Annotated in this window: 18 protein-coding genes and 2 tRNA genes; 15 read left to right on the forward strand and 5 right to left on the reverse strand. The window is 67.2% G+C overall.

Features of this window, described 5'->3' with window-relative positions; genetic code table 11:
* The 7 genes from BKA23_RS05475 (at position 1) to BKA23_RS05505 (ending at position 5552) form a co-directional block, all read left to right on the forward strand.
* Positions 1-615 (forward strand): histidine phosphatase family protein, encoded by a 615-nt coding sequence (locus tag BKA23_RS05475; RefSeq protein ID WP_145226231.1) that lies wholly within the window; start codon positions 1-3, stop codon positions 613-615.
* Complete coding sequence (locus BKA23_RS05480) at positions 612-1100, forward strand: DUF4442 domain-containing protein (protein WP_145226233.1); 489 nt, start codon at positions 612-614, stop codon at positions 1098-1100. The genes BKA23_RS05475 and BKA23_RS05480 overlap by 4 nt, the downstream gene beginning before the upstream one ends.
* Positions 1101-1276: 176 nt before the next feature.
* Positions 1277-1349, forward strand: a tRNA-Ala gene (locus BKA23_RS05485).
* A 300-nt stretch (positions 1350-1649) separates the two neighbouring features.
* Positions 1650-2489 carry an SDR family NAD(P)-dependent oxidoreductase gene (locus BKA23_RS05490; RefSeq protein ID WP_145226235.1) on the forward strand — a complete coding sequence of 280 codons (840 nt, stop codon included), beginning with the start codon at positions 1650-1652 and terminating at the stop codon, positions 2487-2489.
* Positions 2490-2555: 66 nt separating this feature from the next.
* Positions 2556-3473: a hypothetical protein gene (locus tag BKA23_RS05495; protein WP_145226237.1), complete on the forward strand. Its 918-nt coding sequence runs from the start codon at positions 2556-2558 to the stop codon at positions 3471-3473.
* A 28-nt stretch (positions 3474-3501) separates the two neighbouring features.
* On the forward strand, positions 3502-3915 hold the full coding sequence (locus BKA23_RS05500; RefSeq protein ID WP_145226238.1) for a nuclear transport factor 2 family protein: 414 nt from the start codon (positions 3502-3504) through the stop codon (positions 3913-3915).
* Between the two features lie 89 nt (positions 3916-4004).
* Positions 4005-5552: an acyl-CoA synthetase gene (locus tag BKA23_RS05505; protein WP_145226240.1), complete on the forward strand. Its 1548-nt coding sequence runs from the start codon at positions 4005-4007 to the stop codon at positions 5550-5552.
* A gap of 103 nt (positions 5553-5655) precedes the next feature.
* On the opposite strand, the gene BKA23_RS05510 is transcribed toward BKA23_RS05505, so the two are convergent.
* Together BKA23_RS05510 and BKA23_RS05515 are read right to left on the reverse strand one after the other, a co-directional pair.
* Entirely contained in the window at positions 5656-7383 is a 1728-nt protein-coding gene (locus BKA23_RS05510) for a PLL family lectin (RefSeq protein WP_145226242.1), read from the reverse strand.
* 108 nt (positions 7384-7491) lie between these two features.
* Positions 7492-9111 (reverse strand): PLL family lectin, encoded by a 1620-nt coding sequence (locus tag BKA23_RS05515; RefSeq protein WP_145226244.1) that lies wholly within the window; start codon positions 9109-9111, stop codon positions 7492-7494.
* 216 nt (positions 9112-9327) lie between these two features.
* Between BKA23_RS05515 and BKA23_RS05520 the strand changes: the two genes are divergently transcribed.
* Positions 9328-10134 (forward strand): hypothetical protein, encoded by an 807-nt coding sequence (locus tag BKA23_RS05520; protein WP_145226246.1) that lies wholly within the window; start codon positions 9328-9330, stop codon positions 10132-10134.
* A 3-nt stretch (positions 10135-10137) separates the two neighbouring features.
* Here BKA23_RS05520 and BKA23_RS05525 read toward each other — a convergent pair whose 3' ends face one another.
* Positions 10138-12924: an AfsR/SARP family transcriptional regulator gene (locus tag BKA23_RS05525; RefSeq protein ID WP_170226383.1), complete on the reverse strand. Its 2787-nt coding sequence runs from the start codon at positions 12922-12924 to the stop codon at positions 10138-10140.
* Between the two features lie 143 nt (positions 12925-13067).
* On the opposite strand from BKA23_RS05525, the gene fdh reads away from it, so the two are divergent.
* From fdh to nrfD, 3 genes are read left to right on the forward strand one after another with little or no spacing between them, the layout of a single operon-like run.
* Complete coding sequence (gene fdh, locus BKA23_RS05535; RefSeq protein WP_246104471.1) at positions 13068-16373, forward strand: formate dehydrogenase; 3306 nt, start codon at positions 13068-13070, stop codon at positions 16371-16373.
* The gene (locus BKA23_RS05540; RefSeq protein WP_145226252.1) at positions 16373-17467 is read left to right on the forward strand and encodes a 4Fe-4S dicluster domain-containing protein; all 1095 of its coding nucleotides are present in this window, start codon (positions 16373-16375) and stop codon (positions 17465-17467) included. The genes fdh and BKA23_RS05540 overlap by 1 nt, the downstream gene beginning before the upstream one ends.
* Positions 17464-18558, forward strand: coding sequence for an NrfD/PsrC family molybdoenzyme membrane anchor subunit (gene nrfD, locus BKA23_RS05545; RefSeq protein ID WP_145226254.1), 1095 nt, complete (start codon positions 17464-17466; stop codon positions 18556-18558). Before BKA23_RS05540 ends, nrfD begins: the two co-directional genes overlap by 4 nt.
* Before the next feature lie 254 nt (positions 18559-18812).
* Here nrfD and BKA23_RS17955 read toward each other — a convergent pair whose 3' ends face one another.
* On the reverse strand, positions 18813-19187 hold the full coding sequence (locus BKA23_RS17955; protein ID WP_246104472.1) for a phenolic acid decarboxylase: 375 nt from the start codon (positions 19185-19187) through the stop codon (positions 18813-18815).
* Between the two features lie 164 nt (positions 19188-19351).
* Between BKA23_RS17955 and BKA23_RS05555 the strand changes: the two genes are divergently transcribed.
* Entirely contained in the window at positions 19352-20020 is a 669-nt protein-coding gene (locus tag BKA23_RS05555) for a pyridoxamine 5'-phosphate oxidase family protein (protein WP_145226256.1), read from the forward strand.
* Positions 20021-20075: 55 nt separating this feature from the next.
* Here the strand turns inward: BKA23_RS05555 and selD are convergent, their stop codons facing one another.
* A complete protein-coding gene (gene selD, locus BKA23_RS05560) occupies positions 20076-21089 on the reverse strand; it encodes a selenide, water dikinase SelD (protein ID WP_145226257.1) in 1014 nt (337 codons plus the stop codon).
* Between the two features lie 43 nt (positions 21090-21132).
* Here selD and BKA23_RS05565 point away from each other — a divergent pair.
* The 3 genes from BKA23_RS05565 (at position 21133) to selB (ending at position 24410) form a co-directional block, all read left to right on the forward strand.
* Positions 21133-21228 (forward strand) — tRNA-Sec (locus BKA23_RS05565).
* A 26-nt stretch (positions 21229-21254) separates the two neighbouring features.
* The gene (gene selA / locus BKA23_RS05570; protein WP_145226259.1) at positions 21255-22616 is read left to right on the forward strand and encodes an L-seryl-tRNA(Sec) selenium transferase; all 1362 of its coding nucleotides are present in this window, start codon (positions 21255-21257) and stop codon (positions 22614-22616) included.
* Positions 22617-22619: 3 nt separating this feature from the next.
* Positions 22620-24410 (forward strand): selenocysteine-specific translation elongation factor, encoded by a 1791-nt coding sequence (gene selB, locus BKA23_RS05575; RefSeq protein ID WP_145226261.1) that lies wholly within the window; start codon positions 22620-22622, stop codon positions 24408-24410.
* The last annotated feature ends 19 nt before the right edge of the window (positions 24411-24429 follow it).

The raw sequence follows: 24429 nt of genomic DNA on the forward strand, positions 1-24429 counted from the left end.
GTGTCGACGGGCCGACGGTTGGTGGTGCTGCGCCATGGCGAGACCGAGTTCAACGCGGCCGGGCGCTGGCAGGGTCAATTCGATGCGCCGTTGTCCGAGCGCGGTCACGTGCAGGCGGCGGAGGCGGCGCGGATGCTTGCGTCATACAGCCCGAAATGCGTTGTCGCCAGCGATCTTTCGCGTGCGGCTGACACCGGGCGAGCTGTCGCCGAGGCTGCCGGCATACCGATCACGTATGACGCCCGGTTGCGTGAGGTCAACGTCGGCGATTGGGCCGGGCTGACGAATGCGCAGATCCGTGAGCAGTCCGGTGACCTGCTGGAGCGCATCGATGCGGGGGAGGACCTGCGTCGTGGCGGCACCGGAGAGACGCTGGACGAGGTTGCTCGACGGGTACACGCCGCTGCACTGGAGGTTGCCGAGCGGATGGCGCCGGACACGACGACGGTGATCGCCACGCACGGGGTGGCGGGGCGTGCGTTGGTGGCCGCTCTGACCGGTATCGCGCAGCACACCGCCTGGCTGGGTGTGGGTAACCTCGGCAACTGCCATTGGGCGGTGGTGGAGGACGGTTCGCGCGGTTGGCGCATGACGGGATGGAATCTGCCGGTATGACGAGTCTGCTGGTGCCGTGGAAGTCGCCGAAGCGGATGTCCGCGCGACGGCTGGCGCGGCTGATGAGTTTCTGGCCGCCGATGCTGGGCGCGGGGATCCGCGTGCGGTACATCGCCGACGACTGGACGGAGTGCCGCGCTGAACTGGTGCTCAACAAGCTGAATCGCAATACGCACGGCACGGCGTTCGGCGGGTCGATCCAGGCGATGTCGGATGCCTTCTTCGCACTGCTGCTGGTGCACCAGCTCGGCGACGACTACAACGTGTGGGATCAGGCGGCCGAGGTGAAGTTCGTCAGCCCCGGGTCCGGTTCGGTCTTCGGCACCTTCGAGGTGCCGAAGCAGATCGCGGAGGAGGTGCGCGCCGAGGCCGCGTCGGGGGAGAAGGTGCTGCGCTGGTTCGAGACGAAGTTCACGCTCGCCGACGGCACGGTGGTCGCGGAGGTGCGCCGGCAGCTCTACATCCGCAAGAAGAAGGGCCGCTGAGGCGGCTGCATTGTGCGACGGCCGAAGGGTCGGTGGACTGGCTGCTGAAGCGGTGTGGACGGGCTGGTGGCGTCGGTCTCGCGCGAAGACGCAGCAATGACACCCGATTTGGTGACTGGTGGTCGGGTTGGCTACTGTATGTCGGTCGCCGCAAGTCGGGGCGGCACAACCCACACGGGGCATTGGCGCAGTTGGTAGCGCGCTTCCATGGCATGGAAGAGGTCAGGAGTTCGAATCTCCTATGCTCCACTCAGACAACGGAGGCCCTTGAACCGCAGTGACGCGGATCAGGGGCCTTCTTGTGCTTTCGGACCACATCCGTGCACAGCAACTGTCGCTTTCGGTGGTCCGCTCACGCCCAGGCAAGGATGCGGGGGTTCCACATCCCCGTCGTGGTGGCCGAGAGTACCGGATCGGCAAAGCCGGAGACCGAGACGAGCACGTCGGCAATCTCGGGGGAGGCTCATCTTCGCGGCGGGATCGAATGCGCCATGCACGGTATTTCTGCTGCGCGCGCGTGCCGAATCGGTCGACGAGAGGTGATGCTCAATGTCCAAGGTGTGGTTCGTGACAGGGTCTTCGCGCGGGATCGGTCGCGCGTGGGCAGGGGCGGCATTGGAGCGCGGGGACCACGTCGTCGCCAGTGCGCGCAATCCCGAAGACGTCGCCGATCTCGTAGAGCGCTTCGGCGACCACGCGGTTGCGGTGGCGCTGGATGTCACTGATCACGACGCGGTGCTGGCCGCTATCCACGCCGCGCGGGATCGCTTCGGTCGTCTGGACGTCGTGGTCAACAACGCCGGCTTCGGTCTGGACTGCGTGATCGAAAACCTCGACGAGGCACAGGCGAGGGCGTCGATGGAGACGAACTTCTTCGGCGCACTCTGGGTGAGCCAGGCTGCCGCCCAGGTGATGCGGCCGCAGGGCAGCGGGCTGATCGTGCAGATGTCCACCCAGGGTGGACACATGGCGCATGCCGGCCTCGGTCTCTATCACTCGGCCAAGTGGGCGCTGGAGGGTTTGACCGAGTCGTTGCATCACGAACTGGCGCCGTTCGGTGTGCAGACCGTGTTGATCGAACCTGGCGCGATCGTCACCGACTGGTTCGGGTCGTCCCTCATGCACGGCGAGTCCGACGACGTCTACGAAGACATCCTGGCGACTCGGTGGGGAAGTTTCGATCCCGCCGACATGCCAATGCCGCGGACGGTGGTCGACGCCGCCATGCAAGCCGTGTTCGGTGAAAACCCGCCACAGCGCTTGCTGTTGACCAACCAGGCGTATGACCAAGTCACCACCATCTGCCGCGAGCGGCTTGAGGGCTGGGCGCAGTGGGAGCACCTTGCCCGATCGATCGAGGCGCCTGATCAGCCGGAGGCGCGACAGTAGGAACGCCGAATCTGCCTGGCGGTCTCGTAGATTGGCCTCACGTTTCGTCAGGGAGGGACCCCACTCGTGGATGCAGCCGACATCGATTTTCGACCGCTGAGCGCGCCTGTGTCGCGGGAGACCATTCGAGCGGCCAAGGTCGCTGCGCTCGCGGGTGAGTTGGGCAAGAGCACACAACGGCAGGCGAAGATCGACTCCGGCAGTTGCGCTCTGATCATCGGGTTCGCGTGTGCGGGTCTCGGATTCGTAGCGATGGCAACGGTTTCCGTCGTGCTGTGGGCGCACGTCGCATCAGGCGGAGGACCGGCCATCTTCCTGTCGAGCGTGTGCACCATCGCCGCGTTGCTGCTGGCGTACTCGCTCTACCGGCTGTTTCTGAACGTCTACGCCCCACCGCAGTGGGCACACGCCGCGCGGTTGCTCGCATTCGGTCGCGCGAACGGGTTCGACGTCATACCTCGCGCCGATGCCTCGCGTGCTCCTGGTCAGCTGCGACGACACCAGAACATGGGCACCAGTTGGGTGGCCGACGAGGTTCGGTGGACGCAGCGAGGCAGGGCTGCTCGGACCGGCGTCTATCACTCGTACGACGCGCGCGGTGGGCGTGGCAGCTCGAGGGCGGTGATCCGCTACCTGTCGATCGACATCGACGGTGGACCCCAGGATCGGATCTTCCAGATGGTTGCGGGTATCAAGGCACCGATCGAACAATCGCACGCCGCACACGGGCCGAAGTGGGTGAACGTCCTGCCGACCAAGAAACCCCGTCTCACCTGCCCACCTGACGGCGTCTCGCATGTGCGGGCGTACTTCACCGACGAGGTCATCGAGGCGTTGACCCGGCTGCGCGCGAATGCGCACTTCGTCAGCGGGCGGCTTATCGCCTACCGGGCCGCGGGGGACTCCCTCGACCCGAACCTCTGGAAGCAGATGATGAGCCTCGTCGATGCGGTCGATGCAATAGTGCCGCCACAGAACGTATGACGCTTGTCGCGTCGGAAGGAACCACGGGATGGATCAGGACACGACATCGCACGAGGCACTTCCCAAGGCGGTGCGGCGCTGGTACGACATCGCAGCAGCCAAGGACGCCTCGCAACTGCCCGGCATACTCGCCGACGGGGTGGTCTTCCGGTCCCCGGCCGTGCACACACCGCAAGAGGGGCGGGCACTGACCACGGCATACCTCAGCGCTGCGCTCGCCGTCCTCGGGCCGTCGCTTCGATATCACCGCAACTGGATCTCCGACACCTCCGCGGTGCTGGAGTTCACCGCCGAACTCGACGGCCTGCAGGTGCACGGCATCGACATGATCGCGTGGGACGAGCACGACAGGCTGGTCGAATTCACGGTGATGGTCCGGCCGATGAAGGGCCTTCATCGATTGGTCGAACTCATGGGCGCGCAGTTGCAGTCCGGCCACTGACCGACCTTGCCGGGCCACAGGCCCGCTCCTACAGTCGGTGCTGACCAGCGTGTGACCCAGGTCACTGCACCGTCCTCAGGAGGCCCGCCATGTACCCCGGTGCCCACGTCGCGCAGCATGCCGACAAGATCGCGATCCGGCTGGTCGACACGGGCGAGACCCGGACGTATGCCGAGCTCGAGACGAACTCGATCAGGCTGGCCCGGCACCTGCGCGACTCCAGTCTTCGCGTCGGTGACGATATCGCCTTCTTCGCCGACAACATCCCGCAGGTCTTCGAGGTCTACTGGGCCGGGCTGCGTTCCGGGTTCTACGTCACCGGCGTCAACTACCACCTGACGAGCGACGAGGCGGCATACATCCTGGGCGACTGCGACGCCAAGGTCCTCTTCGTCTCCAGCGAGTATGTCGAGTTGGCGCGCGAGATCCACGATCGTGTGCCGGGCCTGTCGACCATGGTCGTCCTCGACGGCCCGGCGCCGTCCGACTTCGTCGCGTATGACGATGTGCTGGCCGGCACGAGCAGCGAACCGCTGGGTGACGAACCGCGCGGCGTCGACATGCTGTATTCGTCAGGAACCACCGGTCGGCCCAAAGGCGTGAAGCCGTCGCTGACCGGCAAGCAGGTGGGGGAGCAGGGGTGTGATCTGACGACGACCGTCTTCGGCGCGGCCTACGGCTTCGGGACGGATTCGGTGTACTACTCGTGCGCTCCGACCTACCACGCGGCGCCGTTGCGGTTCTGCGGCATTGTCAACGGGTTAGGCGGAACCGTAGTCCTGGCAAAGCGATTCGACGCCGAGGCGATGTTGCGGGCCATTGACGAATTTGAGGTCACCCACACCCAGTGCGTGCCGACGATGTTCGTGCGGATGCTCAAACTCCCGCAGCAGGTGCGCGAGAAGTATGACGTGTCGAGCGTGCGCGTCGCCGTGCATGCTGCTGCGCCGTGCCCGGTGCAGGTCAAACAACAGATGCTCGACTGGTGGGGCCCGGTGCTCTACGAGTACTACTCATCGACCGAGGCCAACGGGGTCACCCTGATCAGTCCGCAGGAATGGCTGGAGCGTCCCGGGACGGTCGGGCGCGCGGGTCTCGGCGTCATACACATCTGTGCGCCTGACGGCACCGAGCTCCCGACCGGTGAGAACGGCGTCATTTTCTTCGAGCGGGAACAACGGCCGTTCAGCTATCACAAGGACCCGGGCAAGACCGAGGCTGCGACCCACCCGACGCATCCGACCTGGACCACCACCGGCGACATCGGCCACGTCGACGAGGACGGCTACCTCTTCCTCACCGACCGCGCGGCGTTCGTCATCATCTCCGGCGGCGTCAACGTCTACCCGCAGGAGATCGAGAGCGAGCTGGCGCTGCACCCGGCGATCCTCGACGTCGCGGTGATCGGGGTGCCGGACGAGGACCTCGGGCAGGTACCGAAAGCTTTCGTCCAGCCGGCGGCAGGTATGACGCCGACCGCCGACCTGGGCGAGGAGATCCTGCACAGCCTGGACGGCAGATTGGCGCGCTTCAAGATCCCGCGGTCAATCGAGTTCATCGACGAATTGCCGCGCACCGCAACGGGAAAGCTGGTCAAGGGCCGGCTGGTCGAGATGGTTGCGGCCCGCTCCGCCTGATCCGGACGTCAGCCGATGGCGCTGTATGACGTCGGCTGTGCCCACGTGATGCAGCGCCATCGGGGGTCGAATGTGGTTCCGTTCACCTGCTCTGCGGGACGTCTCAGCTGGTCGGCACGCTGCTGGCGCCGGTGACCTTCTCAGCGGTCCAGGTGCTGGAGGGGAGTTGGTGTCCCAGCCACAGCTGGTGGCTGCCGGCACCGACATACGTGATGTCGGTCTGGCCTGTCGCGCCGATGGTGGAGGCGAGATTGTTGCCGAAGCCGCCCGTGAGTTTTCCGAGGGCCCATGCGCCCGATCCGGAGGTGTTCGACGCGTGCCACAACTGGGTGCCGCCGGCGCCGATATACGACACGTCGAAGGATCCGGCTGCGGAGGCGGTTGTTCCAAGGTCGGAGCCGAATGCCCCGGTGACTTTCTCGCCGGCCCACGCCTTGCCAGGCAGATCGTAGGCGTACCAGATCTGGGTGCTGCCGGCGCCGACATATGCGATGTCGGTCTCGCCCGATGACCTGTCCAGAAGCACGGGGTCCGAGCCAAAAGCGTTGGGGATCTTGCCGATTGCCCACGTCCCCGCGGTGTTCGAAACATGCCACAACTGGGTGCCGCCGGCACCGACATACGCCAGGTCGAATCGGCCCGAAGGGGTGACGCCCGCGGTGAGGCCGGATCCAGCCGCACCGGTCACCTTCTGCCCGGTCCACGACTTGCCGGGCAGGTGCGACGAATACCAGATCTGCGTGCTGCCGGCACCGACATACGCGACGTCGAGTTCACCGTTCGAGCGCACGACGGACACCGGGTCCGATCCGAAAGCGCCCGTCACCTTCTCGATGCCCCAGCTGGTGCTGCCGGGCGCGTTCCACACATGCCACAACTGGGTGCTGCCGGCTCCGACGTACACGACGTCGATCTGGCCGGAGGGTGCAATCGTGAGGCTCGGGTACGAGCCGACCGCACCGGGAATGACGTGCGAGGACCACGTGGTCGATCCCGCGGCACTCACGTATTCGACGAGTTGACCGGAGGCCTCCGGAGCCACGACCACGGTCTGTCCATTGCTGCGTATGGCGACCGCCTGCCTGCTCGAGACCCGCCCCGCGACCGGCGACGAAGGAGCTGACCACAACGCATTCACCACGAGTGCGGCGGCGGCCGCCTCTGGGTCGTAGGCGCCCGGATCACCGGAGCGCTGCACACCCTGGCAGATCGAGCCGATGTCCGTGCTCGACAGATTCCAGGTGGTAGGGAAGTCCGCCTGCATCCGATCAAGGAACATGTCGGAGGCGTCTGCCGGGTTCTCCTCCTGGGCAGGTGTGCCCCAACCCTCACTGGCACGTTGCTGATACAGCCCCAGACTGTCGAGATTGTCCGAGGCCGTGTAGTCGTGCAACGTCGACTCGGTCATCGCAGTGGTCACTGCAATGACAGCCGCTCGTTGATCGAGCTTCAGCGCCTGCGTCGCCGCCACGATCGCCCGGGCACACGAGACCTGGTAGCCCGTGATGCCGGACAGTCGCGGGGTGTTGATCTGCGGAGCGAGTCGGGTGGCGATGGCGTTGTCGGACGCACTCGGACCAGAAGCTTCGCAGTTGGCGAACGGCAGAGCGGCGCTGCCGGCGATGCTGCGGGGGCCGACTTGTGGCCCGGTGCTCCCGGCACGTGAGGGTGTGAAGGGAGCGCCGGATGCCAGCCGCACCTGAGCGGCCGGGGCGGGTTGACTGGCGTGGGCGGCACCGGCAGTGGCGATCATGCTGAGCGCAACTGCCGCGCCGGCGGTGCCGCGCAGTGCGATCTGGAGGGTGGTGTGAGAACGGGACGTGGATGTCATGACTGGGCCTTGCCTCTCGGGCGGTTTAGCTGTGTTTAGTGGATGAGGGAACGTGTGTCGATCCCTGAAGTTCGACGGCCGGCCGGTGGGGCGCGGCCGTCGACAGTCTCAGCTGGCGCTGGCCGTGGTGCCGGTGCCGATCTTGCCGACGACAGTGCCGCCGGACGGTTGCGTCGCGAGCCACAGCTGGTCGGATCCCGCACCGACGTATGCCGTTTCGGTCGTTCCGGATCCCTGCATGGTGGTCGCTGCCTCAGATCCGAAAGCGCCGGTCAGCTTCGCGCCTGCCCAGCTGCTTCCACCCACCGGGTGCACGGTGCGCCACAGCTGGGTGCTTCCGGATCCGACATACGTGATGTCGAAGGTGCCATTCGACGACAGGCCGGTGCCCAAGTCGCCACCGAAGGCGCCGACTGCCTTCTGCAGCGCCCACGAGCCAGGTGTGCCGGTCGCGAACCAGATCTGGCTGCTGCCGGCTCCGACATACGCCACGTCGAGCTTGCCGTCGGGCTGCTGCAGCAGGACGGGGTCGGACCCGAAGGCGCCGGTCACCTTGCTCTCCGACCACGAGGTGTCCGAGCCGTTCGCGGCGCTGGTCTGCCAGATCTGAGTGCTGCCGGCGCCGACATACGCCAGATCGAGAGTCTTGCTGTCGCTGCTGAGACCGGCGGTGAGCTGGTTGCCGAACGCACCGGTGACCTTGTTGACCGACCAGTTCTTTCCGGACGGCTGCGACGCGATCCAGATCTGCGTGCCACCAGCACCGACATACGCGACATCGAGCTCACCGGACGATCTGGTGACTGCCACGGGGTCGGAGCCGAAGGCGCCGGTCACCTTGTCCAGAGCCCAACTCGCGCCGGTCGAAGCCTGATGCGCCCGCCACAACTGGGTTCCGCCGGCGCCCTGATACACCAGATCGAGCGCGCCGGCCGACGACAGCGAGAGCGACGGCGATGATCCGAACGCTCCGCTGATCGGTCGCGCGCTCCAGGTCGTCGAACCCGCCGGTCGCACATATTCGACCAGTTGCCCGGTCTTGGGCAGCGGCGCGACGACGTCGACCTCGCCGTTGGCCCGAGTGACCATCGCGATCTTGCCGGTCACCCGGCCCGTCACGGGTGGCGCCACCGGAGGGACCAAGTTGTTGTCACGGTAGGCGATCCACGTCGAGCTGCCGTCCATCACACCCGGGTAGTAGGGGAACGGTATGACGTGCTCGACAGCGCCCTGCTGACCGTCGTTCTCATCGGCGAGGTACGCCGTGTGCTGCGCATTCGCCCACGACACGAACATGACCACGTGCGAGCCATCGGTCGGATCCTTTGTGCTGTTGTAGTCGAGGATGTCGCCCATCTGCAGCTGGGAGTCGGTGATCTGGGTGGCCACTCCTCTCAGGCTCTGTGTCGTGTCTGAGGTGTTCAGTCCCCACGCCATCGAGACGAATCCGGAGCAGTCGGTGCGATAAGGCCCGACGTATGGCGCGGGCCCGTCGACATACGTGGTCTGGCTGTAGGGAACATGCTCGTCGATCCACGCCAAGGCGCGCTGGTGGATCTGAGTGCCGGTCAGGGCGGGCTCCACGGTGGTCGGAGTGGTCGTGACGGTTGAGCGGCCGACTCTTGGCGCGGCGTGAGGCGCGGCGGTGCCGGTGGCGGCGAATGCTGCCGGGGCGACCGCGAAACTGCCGGCGACGAGCATGGTGATGGTGGTCTTCTTGAGGTTCATGACGAGCTTCTTTCAGCTTCAGGAGATGACATGGATGTCGTCGAGGGCCTCCATTCGCGGCCGCCGTCGATGTGGATGAGCGTTGCGACCGGCCATGTCGTCGCCGTGACGGCTGTGTGACGTCACGCTCGCGTCACGCCGCTCTCGTAGCGTCTGTCGCGTTGGACCAGAAACGCCGTCGATCACCGGGGGCGGATGCGATGCAAGGAGCACATGATGAGACTCGCCACCACGGTCGTCGCGACGACCTGCATGGCTGCCGCGGCTGCGGTCGCCACCCCGGCGATCGCCTTCGCCGCCACCGGGCCGGCGCGGGCGGTCACCGCCGGCGCCGTCGCGCCCGGGGCGCCCGGTCACCTGACGTTGACCATCGCCCCCAACGAACAGGCCATCGCCACCTGGACGGGCGCGTCCGGAAATCCCAGCTACTACGTCATCCAGCTGTACTGCAAGGGCAACTCGAAGGTGAAGGCGAGCACGACTGCTCCGGCGTCCGCCCGGACCGCCACACTGACGCTCGGCAAGGTCTCGGGCAAGTCGGCGGCGCAGCCAATTCCGGTCAATGCCACAACCACCTACAAGACCGGCTGCGTCGACTATGTCGCGTACGCCTACGCTGAGACGCCTGAGAACGTCGCGTCCAAGGTGTCGGCGCCGAGTAACCTGCTTACTGCTCCCGCTCCGCCGACCGACGCCGTTTTCACCTTCAACGGCAAGGTCGTCGCCGTCAGCTGGAAGTCCTCAACCGCGGCTACGGCATACACGCCGGAGTACTGGCACAAGAACGACTCCACGAAAACGAAGACGCCGGTCGGCGGAGTGTGGGTCGAGGCGCCGACGACCACTGCCGTCGTGACCGACACCAAGACGACCTGCGGCTGGGTGTATGCGACCAACTGGATCGGCACCTCCGCGCCGAGTCAGCTCACCTGGACAGATGGTGTGCAACCCGCCAGTTCCTTCGCGACTCGCAGCGTCGGGGTCGATGCTCAGACCGGATCCTGCTGCCAGGGTTACCCGTGATCCTCAGCCTCTTGGATGCGGAAGCGCACCGGCGGCCTCACATTCTGCAATGAGGTCGTCGGCGCGCCCGACGAAGTAGCTCTCGTTGCCAAGTGCCTCGAAGAGCGCGCGTGCCGACTGCGCGCTGTCGTGCGCTTCACTCAGTTGGCCAAGGCCGAACAGAGCCTGCGCCATACGAAGTGTCGCCACGGCAGTTCCGTGCACCGGGGCCGGGCGGATCTCGACCGATTGTCGGCTCAAGCGCAGCGCTTGGTCGAAGTCTGATCGGTGCAGGTGCACCAGCGCCAGACAACTGAGGGCATCCGCGTGACCGAAGTCGAAGCGCTCGCGTTCGCAAATCTGTGCGGCTTCGAGGGCGGATTTCTCGGCAGGACCGTCCAGACCGTTCTGTATGGCGGCTTCGGTCAGGCCGAGCAACGCGCTCGCCAGGCCGAGTGGGTTGTCGCACTGGCGCCACAGCCCGACCGCATTCTCGAATCCCGTACAGGCAGAATCGAATTGGTCGGTCGAGAACTCCAGATATGCCAAGTTCATCCGCACAGCCGCCTGGCCGGCAACATCGCCCAGAGCGGTCCTCAGATCGAGGGCATTCCGGAAGTGGTCTGCAGCCTCGTCGAGTTCGCCGAGATCCTGCAGCGAGGTTGCCAGGTTGTTGTGTATGCGCGCCTGCGCCGAGAGGTCCTCACAACGCTCGGCCGACGTCAGCCCGAGCCGCAGCATCGACGCCCAGTCCTCCAGCAGTCGGCGATAGCTGAAGTATCCCCAGAGCGCGACCGGGAAGGTCCAGCTCACGTCGTCGAGCCGATGGTCGATCGCCTGCTGCATGGCGATGCAGACACTGGGGTAGTGCCGGTCCATCCAGGCCACAGCGTCCTCGACACTCGTGAACATCGGCAGCTCGGCTCCGGTGGCTCCGGCGATCTCAACGCCCTCGGCGACTCTTCGGTCGATGGCACGCCCAGCACGCAACGCCGCAACGGCATACCACCGCACCAGCCGCTCCACCGCCTCGACACCGAAGTGGCGTTCGTCCGCGGAGGCCGGCAGGTCGAGGGCGTACGCCCGCAACAGATCGTGATAAACCACCGCCTGGTCCGGGGCGATGTCGATCATGCGGGCCTCGGCGAGCTCGTCGACGATCGCCTCGACGCGCGGCACCGGACAGTCGAGCATGGCGGCAGCGGCCATCGGATCCAGTTCCTGGATGTTCGCCAGAGCGAGGGTGCGGAAGGCGAGCCGCCGATCCAGCTCTCCGTCGCGCGGCTGACCGAGCGACTCATATCCGGCCGCGAAGACATTCCGAATCCGCAGATCCCCGACCTGCAACACGTCCAGGCGCCGGGCCGGATCGGCGATCCGGTCGGCAATCCGCTGCACGGTGGCTTTCGAGCCGACCGCGAGCCGGCTGGCCACGATCCGGATCGCGATCGGCATACCGCCACAGGCAGGGACGATCACCTCGCGCACCTGCGCGGAGTCGGCGATCGTGTCGTCACCGATGACCCTGCTGAACATCCGCACGCAGTCTTCACTCGACAAAGGATCGAGGGTGAGGCGACGGGCCCCGGCGACTTCGGCGAGAGTCCGGCGGGTGGTCATGATGCAGGCGGACCCTGGGCCGGCGGGGATCAGCCGGTCGATCTGCGACGCGCTCTCGACGTTGTCCAGCAGCACGAGGACTCGCTTCTGCCGCACCATTGCGCGGAACATCGCGGTCTTGGCGGCGATCGTGTCGGGCACGACGGCCGAAGCATCGAGTGCTCGCAGGAAGCCGGTCACGATGTGCTCCACGCTGCCGAGCGATTCCTCACGCAGGTCTGCATACAACGCGCCGTCGGGGTAGGAGTCGAGCACGTCATACGCGAGGCGAACAGCCAGCGCGGTCTTGCCCAAACCGGCCGCACCCGTGACGATCAGGGTCTGTCCACCTGCCAGCGCAGACCGACCTGACTCGAGCTCGGTCTCACGCCCGACGAAGTCGGCGACGTCTGCAGGCAGCTGCACCGGTCCGCTTGCCCCGGTCGTGGCGTGCGGGGCGACCGTGCCGTTGAGCACCTGTTGGTGCAGCGACGCCAGTTGCTGGCCCGGCTCGATTCCAAGCTCATCTATCAGGCGCTCACGCTGGGCGCGATAGACCTCAAGTGCCTCGTCGCGGCGACCACTCTCGGCGAGTGCCTGCATCAGCCGAGCGGACACCGACTCGCGCAGCGGGTGCGCCGCGCTGAGCGTGCGATGGTCGCGGATCAACTCCTCGTAGCGGCCCAGCTGCAGCTGAGCGGCGGCGTGCACGTCGTGCGCCTGCCACCGCAGTTCTTCCACGACCGGCACGACATCCAGGTGCAACAGCTCCGACGGCACGTCGGCGAGCATCGGTCCGCGCCACAGCGCCAGTGCCCGCTGCGAGGTCTCCAGAGCGACCGACCATTCGTGCCGACCGCTCGCCGAATGTGCTTGCTCGATAAGCGTTTTCACCTGGTCGATGTCGATCTGAGCAGGGTCGGCGTCCAGGACGTAGCCGGGGGCCTGGGTGCGCAGCCGGGAGGCGAGCGGTCCCAGCACCTTCCGCAATCGCATGACATAAGCGCGCAGCGTGTCGCCGGCGCCATCGGGCGCCTGCTCGCCCCAGACGGCGTCGATGAGGCGCGCCGACGAGACCGGGCGCCCCGGCTCGAGCAGCAGCGCAGCCAGGATCACGCGCTGCTTCGCCGCCGAGACCGGCAACTGGACGCCGTCGACGCTCACCGACAGTGGCCCTAACAGGCCGAAGGTGATGTCTGGCGAACGATCCAAGAGTCTCCACCCGCTCAGAACCCGTGCCGGCCGACACGGATTCGCCTCCACAACGCAGGCGGAAGGCTACTCCAGCAACCAGCGCGAATCCTGCGTCTGTGCCACCCCCTCGGGGTGGGCCGACCGAGATGTATGACGGAGTAATGTCGGCTCTTGTGAAGCGTCTGACCCCTCTGGAATGGCCGGTGTTCCGGCAACTCCGGTCAGGCGACTACCTCGGACGGGGTCCGGCGGTCGCCTCGCCGACCACGCGCGAGACCACCAGTCGCAATGCCACGGCCGATCGGGTCGTGCGCAGCGTCTGTCCGTATTGCGCCGTCGGCTGTGGTCAGAAGGTCTACGTCAAGGACGAAAAGGTCGTTCAGATCGAGGGTGACCCGGACTCGCCGATCAGCAGGGGGCGGTTGTGCCCCAAGGGCTCGGCCAGCGAGCAGTTGGTCAACGCGCCGAACCGGCAGATCAACGTGCTCTACCGGGCGCCGAAATCGACACAGTGGCAACGCCTTGACCGCGACAAGGCGATCGACATGATTGCCTCCCGCTTCGTCGCCTCCCGCCGCAACGGGTGGCAGGAGCGCGACGAGAAGGGCCGCCTGCTGCGTCGCACGATGGGCATCGCCAGCCTCGGCGGAGCCACGCTGGACAACGAAGAGAACTACCTGATCAAGAAGCTGTTCACCGCGGCGGGCGCCATACAGATCGAGAACCAAGCGCGTATTTGACACTCCGCCACGGTTCCCAGTCTGGGAGCCTCCTTCGGGCGCGGCGGCGCCACCCAAACGCTGCAGGACATGGCCAACGCCGATTGCATCGTGCTGCAGGGCGGCAACATGGCAGAGGCGCACCCGGTGGGATTCCAGTGGGTCGCTGAGGCAAAAGCCCGTGGCGCCACCGTGATTCACGTCGATCCGCGTTTCACCCGCACCTCCGCCGTGGCGGACAAGCACATCGCCATACGTGCCGGGTCCGACGTCGTGCTGCTCGGTGCGCTCATCAATCACGTCATCAGCAACGAGTTGTGGTTCAAGGAGTACGTGCTGGCGTACACCAATGCCGCGACGCTGGTGAGCGAGGACTTCCGCGACACCGAGGATCTCGACGGCCTGTTCTCCGGATTCGACCCGGAGACAGGCACATACGACACCAGTTCATGGTCGTATGCCGACGCCCAGGGGGATCCGATCGGCAGCCCGGGGGACGAGCATGCCGAGTCCGAGGCGACCCATCGCGCGCCCGGTGATCATCACGGCAGCGGGGGCCCGTCCCTGGAGCACGCGGGCGTCGAGCGCGACGAGACGCTGCAGGACCCGCGCACCGTCTTCCAGATCCTCAAACGCCACTTCAGCCGGTACACCCCGCAGATGGTGAGTGACCTGTGCGGCATCGATGAACGCGACTTCGGCTTCCTGGCCGACGCGGTGACCAAGAACTCTGGTCGCGAACGCACCACCTGCTGGGGGTATGCGACCGGTTGGACCCAGCACAGCCTGGGTGCGCAGTTCATCCGCACCGCTGCGATCCTGCAGCTGCTGCTGGGCAACGTCGGTCGACCCGGCGGCGGGATCATGGCGCTGCGTGGACACGCCAGCATTCAGGGATCCACTGACATACCAACGCTTTTCAACCTTCTGCCGGGCTATCTGCCGATGCCGTCGGCCGCGCTGCACGACACGCTGCCGGACTATCTGGCCTCCATCGCGTCGAAGAAGCAGAAGGGTTTCTGGACCGAGGCCGACTCGTATTTCGTGAGTCTGATGAAGGCGTACTTCGGTGATGCGGCGCGAGAGGACAACTCCTGGGCGTTCGACTATCTGCCGCGGCTGAGCGGTCCACACGGCACCTACCAAACCGTGGTGGGCATGCTGGAGGACCAGGTCGAGGGTTACTTCGTGCTCGGGCAGAATCCCGCCGTCGGTTCGGCGAATGCCCGTCAGCAGCGGGCCGGCCTGGCCCACCTGAAGTGGCTGGTCGTGCGTGACCTTCGCATGATCGAGACGGCGACCTTCTGGAAGGACAGCCCCGAAATCGCCTCTGGCGAAACACGATCCGAAGACATCGACACCGAGGTCTTCTTCATGCCGGCGGCGACGCACGTGGAGAAGGCCGGCTCCTTCACCCAGACGCAGCGGCTGCTGCAGTGGCGGCACAAGGCGCTGAATGCACCGGGGGAGTGCCAGAGCGAGCTCGACTTCTTCTACCACCTGGGCGTGCGCATCCGGCAACTGCTGGCTGACTCCACAGATGAGCGTGACCGCCCGCTGCTCGACCTCACCTGGGACTACGACCTCGACGACCGCGGCGACCCCGAGCCCGAGTCGGTGCTGGCCGAGATCAACGGCACGCAGTTGACGGGACCGGATGCCGGTGAGGCGTTGTCGTCATACACGCAGTTGAAGGCGGACGGCAGCACGTCGAGTGGCTGCTGGATCTACACCGGGGTGTATGCCGGTGCTCACAACCAGGCAGCCCGTCGCGTGCCGCACGGCGGCGACGGCGTGTCGCAGTCGCAGTGGGGCTGGGCGTGGCCGGCCGACCGTCGGATCCTCTACAACCGCGCGTCGGCCGACCCTGACGGCAAGCCCTGGAGCGAGCGCAAGAAGTACGTCTGGTGGGACGCCGACCAGGGCCGGTGGACCGGTGACGACGTGCCTGACTTCCCGGTCGACCGGGCACCACACGCACGCCCCGATCCCGACCTCGGCGGCCCTGCCGCACTCAGCGGCGACGACCCGTTCATCATGCAATCGGACGGAAAGGCATGGCTTTTCGCGCCCAAGGGATTGGTCGACGGGCCGCTGCCGACGCACTACGAGCCACAGGAGTCACCAGTCGGCAACGCGTTGTACCGCCAGCAGCAGAGCCCGTCGCGGGTGGTCTTCCCGCGCACCGACAACCTCGACGCACCCAGCTTCGGTATGCCGGGGGCCGACGTCTACCCCTACGTGTTCACGACCTACCGGCTGACCGAGCACCACACCGCCGGCGGCATGAGCCGGTTCCTGCCGTATCTGTCGGAGTTGCAACCGGAGATGTTCTGCGAGGTGTCACCGGCGCTGGCCGCCGAACGCGGTCTGGTCAACGAGGGATGGGCGACTTTGATCTCACCTCGTGCGGTCATCGAGGCCCGCGTGCTGGTCACTGAACGGATGACGCCGCTGACGATCAACGGCCGCCTTGTGCATCAGGTGGGCCTGCCCTATCACTGGGCCGTGGGCGACGAGGCGCTGATCACCGGCGATGCCGCGAACGACCTGCTCGGGGTCACCCTCGACCCGAACGTGCAGATCCAGGAATCCAAGGTGGCCTCGCTCGACATCATCGCCGGACGCCGTCCGCGGGGCGCCGCAGCGGATGAGTTGGTGCAGCAATACCGTCGCAGGGCAGGCGTCACGACGCAGACCGACAACGACCGGGTGACGCCGCTGCGCGACCAGGAAGGCGACAACTGATGGCGAGCCGGATCAATCCCTCGACCAGTCGGGTCTTCGGGCGACAGTTGAGCGGACCGACCGACCCCGCGGCGGATGCGCACTGGCCGGTGCATCACGAACGCAAGGGCTTCTTCACCGACACCTCGATCTGCATCGGCTGTAAAGCGTGCGAGGTCGCGTGCAAGGAGTGGAATCGCAACCCGCGAGATGGCGATCTCGAACTCACCGGCATGTCCTACGACAACACCGTGGCGCTGGGCGCGAGCACGTGGCGACACGTGGCCTTCATCGAGCAGGACGGCGAGCGGATCGCCGCCGCCCGCAAGTCCGGCGCGCGCCTGGTCGATCTCGGGATGCCGACGGTGCGCGCGCCGCGTCATACCGAACGGGGGAGTACGCCCGGCTCCGAAGGGGATGAAAGCAGAGTCAGCGCAACGGTTTTCGAGAATGTAGCACTTGACACGGCTCCGCCGGACACGCCTGAGTTCCGCTGGCTGATGGCATCGGACGTGTGCAAGCACTGCACCCACGCCGGCTGTCTGGATGTCTGCCCGACGGGAGCGTTGTTTCGCACGGAGTTCGGCTCGGTGGTCGTGCAGGCCGACGTGTGCAACGGCTGCGGCACCTGCGTGGCCGGGTGCCCGTTCGGTGTCGTCGAGCGGCGCAGCGACGGCACCGCGGCACCCACAGCGCGCGACGGTGACAAGAAGGGCGAACAGCCGCAGGTGCCCAAGCGCGGCGTCGCGCAGAAGTGCACGTTGTGCTACGACCGGCTGCTGGATGACGAGACACCCGCTTGCGCCAAGACCTGCCCGACGACGTCCATCAAGTTCGGCGATCACACCGACCTGGTGCACGCGGCGCGCGAGCGCGTCGACCAGTTGCACGCGCAGGGGATGACGGAGGCGCGGCTCTACGGCGCCAACGAGTTGGACGGCGTGGGCGGCACCGGCGCGATGTTCCTGCTGCTGGACGAGCCCGAGGTCTACGGCCTGCCGCCGGACCCGCGGGTGCCGACGGCGGACCTGCCGGAGATGTTCCGGCGCGCCGGACTCGCGGCGATCGGCATGATCGCGGCCGCGTCGGTGGCCTTCCTCGGTGGTCGCCGATGACGCTGTCCGACTACGACCAGTTCCGCCCGCCCGAGCCGCCGCGCAAGCGCCGCTTCGGCAAGGCGCAACGCAGCCGTCGGCGCACGTCCGAGGGCCGCGGTGACGGCTCGGTCGAGATGCTGATGGTGCCGGAGGTCGAATTCACTTCGTACTACGGGCACAACGTGGTCAAGCCCCCACCGTGGGGGCCAGAGGTCGCGGCCTACCTGTTTCTCGGCGGGGTGGCCGGCGGCTCCGGATTGCTTGCGCTGGGGGCGCTGCTCACCGGGCGAAACCTGTTGCGCCGCAACGCTCGTCTGGGTGCGATGGCTGCGGTGGCAGTCGGCGGTGCCGCGTTGGTCAAGGACCTTGGTCGACCTGACCGGTTCTACAACATGCTGCGCACGATCAAGCTGACCTCGCCGATGAGCATCGGCTCGTGGATCCTCACGGCATTCAGCGTCAGTATGTCGCTGGCCGTCGCAGGCGAGCTGGATCGCTTGACCGGAGAACGGATTCCGCTGGGTCCGGTGCGCAAGGCGGTCGCGCTGATCGAAGGACCGGCCGGTTTCGCGGCGGCGGCCTTCGCACCACCGCTCGCGGCATACACGGCGGTCTTGTTGTCCGACACCGCGAACCCCACCTGGAATGCCGCGCACCGTGATCTGCCGTTCGTCTTCGTCAGCTCGGCGAGCTTGGCGGCGGGCGGTCTGGCCATGATCACCACGCCGGTGCGTGAGACCAGGCCCGCGCGGGCGCTCGCGGTGATGGGCGTCGTCGGCGATGTGATGGCGACGAAATACATGGAGAGTCGGATGGACCCGCTCACGGTCGAGCCGCTGCACCACGGCCGACCCGGTCAGCTGATGGCCTGGAGTGAGCGGCTCGCCGTTGCCGGTGGCGTCGGCACCCTGCTGGTCGGGCGCCGGCGGATCCCGGCGGCGGTGTGCGGTGCGGCGCTGATGGGCGCATCGGCGCTGACGCGTTTCGGCGTGCTGGCTGCCGGGATCGCCTCCGCGAAGGATCCGAAGTACACCGTCGAACCACAGAAGAGACGTCTCGCTGCCCGACGGGCGGCCGGTGTCACCGAGGACTCGATCACCACGGCGTGAGGCTCGGTCGGTCTCGAGCGCCGAATCAGTTGGCACACATAGCAACTCGCCGAATCGGCGACTTCTGGTGGCCGTCAGAGGCAGCCCGTCGCCGTACTCGCCGAATCGGCGAGTTATGTGGGGCTGACGTGATGAGTGAGGCCAGTGAGTCTTGCGTGGCGGTGAAATCGACCGCATCGGCGACTTACTTCGTTAGCGAGATGCGAACTCGCGCCGAACTCGCCGGATCGGCGACGTATGTCGTGCATGCTGCCTCACCACCCAAGCGGAACTCGCCGAGTCGGCGACTTCTGGTGGCTGTCAGTTGTAACCCGTCGCCGTACTCGCCGAATCGGCGACTTCTCACATCCCACGCGGAGGCAGTCATGACGACCGGTTCCACTGGCTCGCCAGATCGGCGACTTTCGATACGCCGCAGGCGTTGGTCGTCTCCCCGTCGCCGCCAGGTCTGGCCCCGTGAGCCCGTCCGTCAGTTCACCCGGGCCAAGAAATCTGTTGGCAGGTCCTCGGGCGCCACCGAAATGACGGATTTGTCGTTGTCGCCGACATGTTCGAACAGCGTGATCCGGGGCGAACTCAGGCACCACGAAGATCGGGTATGTCGGTCCGGCGTCGCGAAATGCGCGCATCTCATCGAGATGGTCGTTCTGGTAGAGCACCGTCCCGGCTCTGCAGTTTCTCCACCAAGGGCTTCGCCAACGCCAGTGAGGCGGCCGACGGCTATCGGAAAGCCGGCCGGATGGAATCGCCCGTATGCCGGTCGCGCATGAGGCGTCACTGCCATCATGGCGCGATGAGCTACGACCCGCTGAACAGCTTGACCCGCAAGGAGGGCCGCGCGAGCGCGGACCGCAGCACCCTGGACGCGCTGCTGGACGAGGTGTCGGTCGGAGTGCTGTCGACGGTGCTGGACGGTATGCCGTGGTCGGTGCCGATGCTGTTCGCCCGCGACGGTGACAACGTCATACTGCACGGGTCGACCGGAGCCGGTGCGTTGCGGCAGGTGACCGAAGGGGCACCCGCGGCCTTCACGGTGTACTCGCTGGACGGTTATGTCGTGGCGTACAACGCGTTCGAGTCGTCGGCGAACTACCGCAGCGCGGTGTTGCGCGGCACGCTCGTGCACCTCAGCGGCGATTCCGCGGTCACCGGTCTCGAGCGACTGACCGACCGACTGTTTCCCGGTCGCACCGGCGAGGTCGTGCCGAGCACGCGCAAAGAACTCGCGGCGACGGTCTGCCTCGCGCTGCCGATCCGCGAAGGCTCCTGGCTCTACAGGGGGCGAGTCGGCGGGTCCGAGCCACCCGAGTATGACGATGCCACCGTGCCGGCAGCCCCGGTCTGGACCGGCATCGTGCCGTTGCGGCTCACGGCCGGCGAACCGCAACGCGATGAGTGGAATCACGACGACGTGCCGATTCCGGAGTCGGTGCGCGCGATTCAGCGGCACTACTCCCGCTGAAGCCGACCGCCGACCGCCAACCGCCCGCGGGCCGGCAAGCTCCGACGCGCAGGTCTCAGCGAATGCTGATGCCGGCTTCTGCTGTCGTGTGGCCGATCACCGGATGACCCGGCACTTCGCCGACCACGAGCAAGCCACCCGACGTCTGCGCGTCGGCGAGCAGCAGCAGGTCGTTCTCGGTGATGGCTGCCGTCGTGGCGAGATGCGGACGCACCCAGTCCAGGTTGCGCCGAGTGCCGCCCGAGACGTAGCCGTCGCGCAGCGCCTCGCGCGCACCGTCGATCACCGGCACAGCGGCGATGTCGATCACCGCGCCGACGCCGGATGCGCGGCAGAGCTTGTGCAGGTGTCCGAGCAGGCCGAAGCCGGTCACGTCGGTGGCGCACCTCGCACCGGCGGCCAGTGCGGCCACGCTCGCATCGCGATTGAGGCCGGTCATGACCGCCAGCGCCTCCGGTGAGGTCTCGCCGGTCTGCTTGTGCCGGTTGTTCAGCAGGCCGGTGCCCAGGGGCTTGGTCAACGTGAGTGGCCGTCCGGGGACGGCGGCGTCGTTGCGCAGCAGTCGATCCGGGTGCGCGACCCCGGTCACCGCCATACCGTACTTGGGTTCCGGATCGTCGATCGTGTGGCCGCCGATGACCGGGCAGCCCGCCTCGCCGGCGACGGCCAGCCCCCCGCGCAGCACCTCCGTCATCAGCTCCATCGGTAGCACTCCGCGCGGCCAGCCGACCAGGTTGATCGCGACGACCGGGGTGCCGCCCATGGCGTAGATGTCCGACAAGGCGTTGGCTGCAGCGATGCGACCCCAGTCGAAGGCGTCGTCGACGACCGGCGTGAAGAAGTCGGCGGTCGACAGCAAAGCCAGGTCGTCGCGCAGTCGGATCGCCGCGGCGTCGTCACCGTCGTCGAGGCCGACCAGCACGTCAGGACCGGCTTGTCCGGTGAGACCCCGCACGGCGTCCTCAAGCTCGCCCGGCGGGATCTTGCACGCGCAACCACCCCCGTGCGCGTAGCTCGTCAGGCGCGCTGCAGCAGCCTCGGACGGCGGTGTCGACTGGGTCTCGGTCACCCTCCGACCCTATGCCTGCCGAAGATTCGCTAGCTTGGCCTGCGGAAGCGTCAGGGTTCCTGGTGGGCCCCCCGGTCTTCAAAACCGGTGAGACCGAGTATCTCGGCCTGGCGGGTTCGATTCCCGTCCGCTTCCGCCAACAGCACTGTGGTGCAAGGAGATTCCGTGCCAATGACCGACCCGCGCAGGCGTATCCCGCGGACCGACGACATCCTGCGGTCGGCCCCTGTCGAAGCCGCCCGGGCATCGGTCAGCGAGCAGGTGATCCGCGATGTCATCGCGGGTGTGCAGCAGCGTGCGCGCCACGGCGAGATAGCACCCGAGCAGGTCGAGTCAAGCGTCGCCGAAGCACTCGCACGTCGAGGGAGCATCGCTGCGCGACCGGTGCTCAACGCGACGGGTGTGGTCATCCACACCAACCTCGGCCGGGCGCCGCTGTCAGCTGCCGCTGTCGACGCCTTGGTCACCGCCAGCGGCTATGTCGACGTCGAGCTCGACCTCGCCACGGGTGTGCGGTCCAAGAGAGGTATGTCGGCGCGCGCCGCGCTGCTGCGGCATTGTCCGGCGGCGCAGGACGCGCTGATCGTCAACAACGGCGCCGCCGCGTTGGTGCTCGCGACCACCACGTTCGCAGCCGGCGCCGAGGTGATCGTCAGCCGTGGCGAGCTCATCGAGATCGGCGCAGGCTTCCGGCTGACCGATCTCATCGAATCGACCGGCGCGCGGCTTCGCGAAATCGGCACCACCAACCGCACGCACCTGCGTGACTACGTCGACGCGATCGGTCCGCAGACCGGATGCATCCTGAAAGTGCATCCGAGCAACTTCCGTGTCCAGGGCTTCACCGCCGAGGTGGATATCGCCCAATTGCGTTCAGCGGCAGACAGATCCGGCATACCGCTCGTTGCGGACCTCGGCAGCGGACTGCTGCACCCAGACTCATTGTTGCCCGACGAGCCCGATGCGGCGTCGGCTCTGAGGGCCGGCGCCGACATCGTGACCGCCAGTGGGGACAAACTGCTCGGCGGTCCACAGGCGGGTCTGGTGCTCGGGCGCGCCGACCTCGTCGAACGTATGGCGCGGCACCCGTTGGCTCGGGCCGTGCGCGCGGACAAGCTCGCGCTCGCCGCTCTCGAAGCGACCCTCGATGGCCCGAGCACGCCGGTCGAGAGTGCGCTGCACGCCGACGCGGGCCGGATGGAAGAACGCGCCCGCCGACTTGCCGCAGCAATCGATGCCGAGGTGGTCACTCATGACGGCAGGGTCGGGGGCGGGGGAGCACCGGGCGTGCCGCTGCCTGGCTGGGCGGTTGCGATCACTGCCGGCGGCGCCCCGCCGACCGAGCTGGCGCGGCGGTTGCGCACCGGAGACCCAGCGGTGCTGCCGCGCCTGCACGAGGGCGTGCTGCTGCTGGATCTGCGCTGCATTCCCGAAGCCGACGACGATCGGCTTGCTGTTGCCGTCCGCGACGCTCTGACGACTCTGGTGCCGAACGATGGTGAGCCCGCCGTGACACCGGAGCACTGAACCGTGCACGTCATCGCGACCGCCGGTCATGTCGATCACGGCAAGAGCACCCTCGTGCGCGCGCTCACCGGCACCGAGCCCGACCGTTGGGCCGAGGAGCAACGGCGTGGGCTGACCATCGACCTCGGATTCGCTTGGCTGACAACGCCATCCGGACGAGAAGCTGCCTTCGTCGACGTCCCCGGACACGAGCGCTTCATCGGCAACATGCTCGCCGGACTGGGCCCGGTGCCAGTCGTGTGTTTCATTGTCGCGGCCGACGAGGGCTGGCGGGCCCAGTCGGCCGAGCACGCTGACGCGATCGCGGCGCTCGGCATACAGCACGGGTTGGTCGTGATCAGCCGCTGCGATCTGGCGCCCGACCGCGTCACCGAGGTCATGGCTGAGGCGCGTGCCGGGCTGACGCACACGGGACTGCGGGATGCGCCGGTCGTGGGCGTCTCCGCGGTGACCGGGACCGGCATGGATGACCTTCGGAGGACGCTGGATCAGGTGCTTGCCAGGGTGCCGCGGCCCGCAGTGGACGACCGCGTACGCATGTGGCTGGATCGTTCTTTCTCGATCAACGGTGCCGGCACCGTCGTGACCGGCACCCTCGCGGGTGGCACGCTCGCGGTCGGTCAGCAACTGGACCTGGCCTCTGGTGAGCACACCTATGCCGTGACGATTCGCGGCCTCCAGCGCCATGGCCAGGCGCACGATCGGGTCGGTCCGGTGAGCAGAGTTGCCGTCAATCTCCGCGGTCGAGGCGCAACGGAGATCCATCGTGGTGATGTCCTGATCTCGCCCGGGGCCTGGCCTTGGACAGCGACGGTCGACGTGCGCCGAGTCAGCGGGGTGCCGCTGGACGAGGTGCCCGTCGAGGTCATCGCACACGTCGGAACTGCAGCCATACCAGGCAGATTGCGATCATTCACCGATCGGCACGCCCGGTTGACGTTCACGTGGCCGGTGCCGGTGGTGCACGCCGACCGCATCGTGCTGCGGCATCCCGGATCCCGGCGTGTGCTGGGCGGTGTGCAGGTGGCAGACGCAGACCCCCCGGCGCTCGGCCGACGCGGCGATGCCGCAAGGCGAGGCCAGGTGCTGGCCCAGCTACCTGCAGCGGGGGACCTCGGCTACGAGGTGCGACGGCGCGGCGCGGTCAGGCAGGCACACCTGGTCCGGCTGAATCTCACTGCGCCGCACGCAGATCCACCCGACGGGATCCGCGCGGTCGGGGAGTGGTGGATCGACGGCACGGTCTTTGCCGCCTGGGTGGACCGCCTGCGCGACGTGGTTGCCCAGCACCATACCGAGCAGCCGTTGTCCGGCGGTCTCACCACGTCGGCAGTACGTGACCGGCTCGGCATGCCCGACACTGCACTCGTGCCGGAGGTCGCTGCTGTTGCCGGCTTGCGGCTCAGCGACGGCTTGATCAGCGACCCGGCTCGCGAGGCGTCACTCGGACGCGCCGAGCCTGGCATCACTGCCATCGAGGCGCGGCTGACGGCCCGACCGTTCGATGCCCCGGAGACGGACGACCTGATAGCGCTCGGCATCGGTGCACGCGAACTGGCGGCGGCCGAACGCCTCGGCCGCCTTCTGCGCCTCGACGACGGCGTGGTGCTGCTGCCGAGCACGCCCGCGCTGGCGATGCGCGAACTCAGCCGGCTTCCCCAGCCGTTCACGACCAGTGAGGCACGACAGGCGCTTTCGACCACACGGCGCATCGTCATACCGTTGCTGGAGCACCTCGACCGACGCGGCTGGACCAGACGCACCGACGCGCAGCACCGTGTCGTCGTGCGCTGATTCGCGTTGTTGTGGTCGC

The sequence above is a fragment of the Rudaeicoccus suwonensis genome (genome assembly GCF_007829035.1).
GTDB lineage: Bacteria > Actinomycetota > Actinomycetes > Actinomycetales > Dermatophilaceae > Rudaeicoccus > Rudaeicoccus suwonensis.

Excerpts from the sequence above, each read along its gene's own strand:
- BKA23_RS05480 (WP_145226233.1), top strand. The coding sequence starts at position 612 with ATGACGAGTCTGCTGGTGCCGTGGAAGTCGCCGAAGCGGATGTCCGCG.
- BKA23_RS05490 (WP_145226235.1), top strand. The coding sequence starts at position 1,650 with ATGTCCAAGGTGTGGTTCGTGACAGGGTCTTCGCGCGGGATCGGTCGC.
- BKA23_RS05500 (WP_145226238.1), top strand. The coding sequence starts at position 3,502 with ATGGATCAGGACACGACATCGCACGAGGCACTTCCCAAGGCGGTGCGG.
- BKA23_RS05505 (WP_145226240.1), top strand. The coding sequence starts at position 4,005 with ATGTACCCCGGTGCCCACGTCGCGCAGCATGCCGACAAGATCGCGATC.
- BKA23_RS05510 (WP_145226242.1), bottom strand. The coding sequence starts at position 7,383 with ATGACATCCACGTCCCGTTCTCACACCACCCTCCAGATCGCACTGCGC.
- BKA23_RS05515 (WP_145226244.1), bottom strand. The coding sequence starts at position 9,111 with ATGAACCTCAAGAAGACCACCATCACCATGCTCGTCGCCGGCAGTTTC.
- BKA23_RS05520 (WP_145226246.1), top strand. The coding sequence starts at position 9,328 with ATGAGACTCGCCACCACGGTCGTCGCGACGACCTGCATGGCTGCCGCG.
- BKA23_RS05540 (WP_145226252.1), top strand. The coding sequence starts at position 16,373 with ATGGCGAGCCGGATCAATCCCTCGACCAGTCGGGTCTTCGGGCGACAG.
- nrfD (WP_145226254.1), top strand. The coding sequence starts at position 17,464 with ATGACGCTGTCCGACTACGACCAGTTCCGCCCGCCCGAGCCGCCGCGC.
- BKA23_RS17955 (WP_246104472.1), bottom strand. The coding sequence starts at position 19,187 with ATGCGCGCATTTCGCGACGCCGGACCGACATACCCGATCTTCGTGGTG.
- BKA23_RS05555 (WP_145226256.1), top strand. The coding sequence starts at position 19,352 with ATGAGCTACGACCCGCTGAACAGCTTGACCCGCAAGGAGGGCCGCGCG.